At 28.8% G+C, this 3,749-nt stretch carries 3 protein-coding genes; 2 read left to right on the top strand and 1 reads right to left on the bottom strand.

Annotated features, from left to right (window positions below):
* Nucleotides 1-10: 10 nt before the first annotated feature.
* Nucleotides 11-1,420, bottom strand: a complete 1,410-nt coding sequence (locus JVV30_RS11590) for an RNA-binding domain-containing protein (protein ID WP_204171397.1) — start codon at nt 1,418-1,420, stop codon at nt 11-13.
* 155 nt (nt 1,421-1,575) lie between these two features.
* Between JVV30_RS11590 and JVV30_RS11585 the strand changes: the two genes are divergently transcribed.
* Nucleotides 1,576-3,114 (top strand): hypothetical protein, encoded by a 1,539-nt coding sequence (locus tag JVV30_RS11585; protein WP_031920596.1) that lies wholly within the window; start codon nt 1,576-1,578, stop codon nt 3,112-3,114.
* A gap of 232 nt (nt 3,115-3,346) precedes the next feature.
* Complete coding sequence (locus JVV30_RS11580; RefSeq protein WP_031920595.1) at nt 3,347-3,586, top strand: hypothetical protein; 240 nt, start codon at nt 3,347-3,349, stop codon at nt 3,584-3,586.
* Nucleotides 3,587-3,749: the final 163 nt, after the last annotated feature.

The following is a 3,749-nucleotide window of genomic DNA, read 5'->3' as shown; positions in this document are numbered from 1 at the left end:
TTACTCCTCGTTACTCCTCGTCGTATAAAGAATAATACTGGGTAGGATCTTGTTTACTACTGCCATGCCAGTAAAGTATTTTTTTATCTAGTAATCCATTTAAAATTTTTCTAGAATATGTATCTTTTTTCCCAAGAATTTCATTTGCTAACTTTACATTGATTTCATTAGATGGGTAAACATATTGAATTATCTTTCTTTCGTCTTTAGAAAGGTATTGCATTACTTCTTCAGTAACATGGTCATTAATTTTATCGTCTTTTCTTTTTTTTCTAGTCATAATATTATTTTCTAATTTTAATAAAACTGCTTTATTAGCAGGTTCTGAGTATTCAGGATCGTTTAAAAAATATTCTTTCATCTCATCATAAATCCTCTTCACTCCCTCATTCAGTTCTTTTACATATCCATAATCTGCCATTAATCGTGCAATTCTCGGATTTCTAGAAAAGCGCGTATATTTCAAATTATTAATATTTACCATATTCGGTAATTTTCCCGGACTAAAAATTTCTAATCGATCATCATACATAGAAATTTTAATGCAATCTCCAGTTAATGAATAATCTCTATGAACAACCGCATTCACTAAGCCCTCAAGCCAAGCAAACTCAGGGTATTCTGGCACAGTTATAAATTTCCCATTTCTATCTAGACTATTAAAATCTCTTAATTGACTGCTTACTAATTTGCTAACTTCTTCTATTAAAATTGGTAATGGATGGTCAAAACTTTGATCTTTAATTATATTAAGCCGAGATCCCGTTTCTTGAATTGTTCCCTCATATCTTATGAAACGAACTCTAGCATTCGGGATGTATTTACATGGGTTTTTAGCAAACATTAAAATTGCTGCATTTGAGTATCCTTTTTTATTTGTCGCTGTCCTAACATTCAAAATCTCATAGTCAGACTGATTTGTGTTCATCGCTGTCCTATAATCATCAAATAAACTTCTGTCTAAATCCTCCTCTTCAAAGTCTAAGTTCAGCTCATCTTCAAAAGATCGTTGACCTTTATCATACTCAAGACTCACTATTTGATTATGCTTAAGTTTATCTGTACTATCAGACTGCCTTAAATATACATTTTCACTATCGCGTACATATACTACTGAATCGGTTTTAGGTTCAATGTTAATTTCTAATATGTAATCATCGTTTAGAATTTCTATTTCTTCAATATTAAATTCTATGCTTGGCACCAAACCATTATTAATAAGACGCTTAATAGTTTCTAAATCTCTATTGTTATTATTTTTACAACCAGTCACATGACCATCATCACTTATACCTATAACTAGTGTCCCACCCTCAGCATTTGCAAAACCAACAATATGAGACAATAACTTTCTATCATCAATCTTTGCTTCTTTTCTATCAAAATGAGTACCTTCTTTTGTATTCTGATAATATTCCAATTTACACAAATCACGTTCCCTCTTTTCTTTAAACAGTCATACCTACCACATGGTATAATTTATAGTCTCTTTTTATATTTTAACTTGTGGTAATATCAAAGTAAACAAAGTGGTTAATAAGATATATAACCACAATTTGATAGGAGTAATTAATCATGTTTAAAGTTAAAAATACAAATAGTGAAATACTTAAGGCTTTTGCAAGCCTATTTAATGATGCTACAAGTCATATCGAAGAATTTGAAGTACGTTTAAGCATGTATCCAGATTTAGCTAACGAAGTAGATTATAACGAAAATCAAATCAGCATCAGAAATGATTTTAAATATTTAATGGATTTATATGGCGAGCAAGGCACTTTTTCAATAATATCTGAAAGATTATTTAAAGGACTCTATTCGTGGCTAACTAATAATTTTGATCATTCTGAAGTTAATGATCAATTTTTTACTATAAAAGAAGAAATAATTTCTAAATTCAAAATTGAAAACAGCAGCAATTTTTCCAATTATCTGAAATTTTTGTTTTATAAAGATGGACTTATGAAGTTTTCATCCAGAGAAATTAAAAACATTTTAGTTAACCAACATTTTTATGGTACCAAACTAAAGCTATCAAATAGATTTCAATTAAATCAAAAAACAAATATGAGCACTGAATCTATCAATATTGTTGAAGCAAGATTAAAGCAGTTAAAATATAAAAAACCTAAAAAATTTACTAATTCTTATTCTTACGAAAGTCAAAATTTAAGCAAATTAGCACATTCATTATCGAACCAACGCAACATTGCCTCTACTTCTAAGTCTTATAACAATAATCAGTTTAAATTAGCTGACATTCAAAAAAGCTTCTTTATAACTTATAAAAATTATCTTGCTTCTACTAATCAAAGCACTTCTACATTAAATGAAAATAGTTTGAATCATTATGTGAAGAAATTGTTACAACATGTCGCCAAAATCAGTGACAACACGTTCTCTAATAAATTCTATACATACAATGATGCGCTGTTAATTATAAGTTACAGCCTTCTCAAAAAGTTTTTACCAGATAATCTATATTTAAAATTATTAGAAAATAATACAATTGAACTGGCTTCAGAAAATCAACAACACTTGCAAATAGATAGTATATTGTCAGAGCTAGTAAAGAAAAATTATCAAAAGAAACAACTAAATAAAGATTTTTCTGAATTTGTTAAATTATTAAGCGACATTATTCCCGTACATTTAGTAATAGGTAAAGCAGACACTATTACTAGATTATTGAATTCAGCACCAAAGAAACAAAAAGAGATTTTTATTGAAGAAGCGACATATCATTTTGAAAAAGACTTATCTTATTATCCATTACATCAAGTTTATAAAGATTTTTTCGTTTATTATTTCAAAGGATACAATGATCTCATATCAATAAATCAATATATACTTTCTACAGTTAAACATAATATGCATGCAAATCACACATTCAATAGTTTTTTTAATATATTTGAATTTAATAAATCTTTATTTGACAGTATTATGACTTTTGAATTTATAGATATTGAGAAGCATAATACTCTATCTAGTAGTAAAAATCCATTGCAATTTCATGCTAATCTCAACCATCTAAAAAGTGAAACCACACTTTCATTTTTAGAAACACTTTCATTTATGCACGAATATCAATTTGGAATAATAAAAAAAACTTAAACTTTTTTTCATCCATCAAAGCTTGATATATAAGGCTTTTTCTTAAAAATCTTCCTAATTACATTTTATACTATGGCGCAAACATCCTTTCATTAAGGTGTTTGCGCTTTTTTCGTATTCTATCTATCTGGAAGATTGTTAGCGATAATGGAAAAATTTAGTTTTAAGATATGAAACATAGTTAGTAATTACTAATTATAAAAGATATCAATGAATTGAGGTGAGTTTAATCATGGCTAACGGTGGTTCCAATTACAACTTGCTTTATAAAGCGGCACTATCTGTAACTTATAAGCAGTTAACTTCTGGTACACAATATAGTTTCAACGAGTTGAATCGCTATCTTGGTATACCATGTACTACTACTGAACAGCAACAGGCTGGACAAAAGTACGCTGCATGGGCAAAGAAGAACCCACATATTGTGGAGATAATATGTGAGATTTCACCCTTAATTTATAAAAAGAAATAATTATTGAAATTTGGAGGTTATCAATATGACTAATAAAGTAATATTTAAACGTAATCAGTATGCATTGACGAAACCAGGACGGTGGACAAAAGAAGTCCAACCCACTACTAAAGATGGTAAAGTGACATACTTGGATTTGGGAGGTTATATCAATATCACTGAT

Source organism: Staphylococcus sp. GDY8P47P (genome assembly GCF_016892225.1).
GTDB classification, from domain to species: Bacteria; Bacillota; Bacilli; order Staphylococcales; family Staphylococcaceae; genus Staphylococcus; species Staphylococcus borealis.
This window is presented reverse-complemented; position numbering and strand designations above follow the sequence as displayed.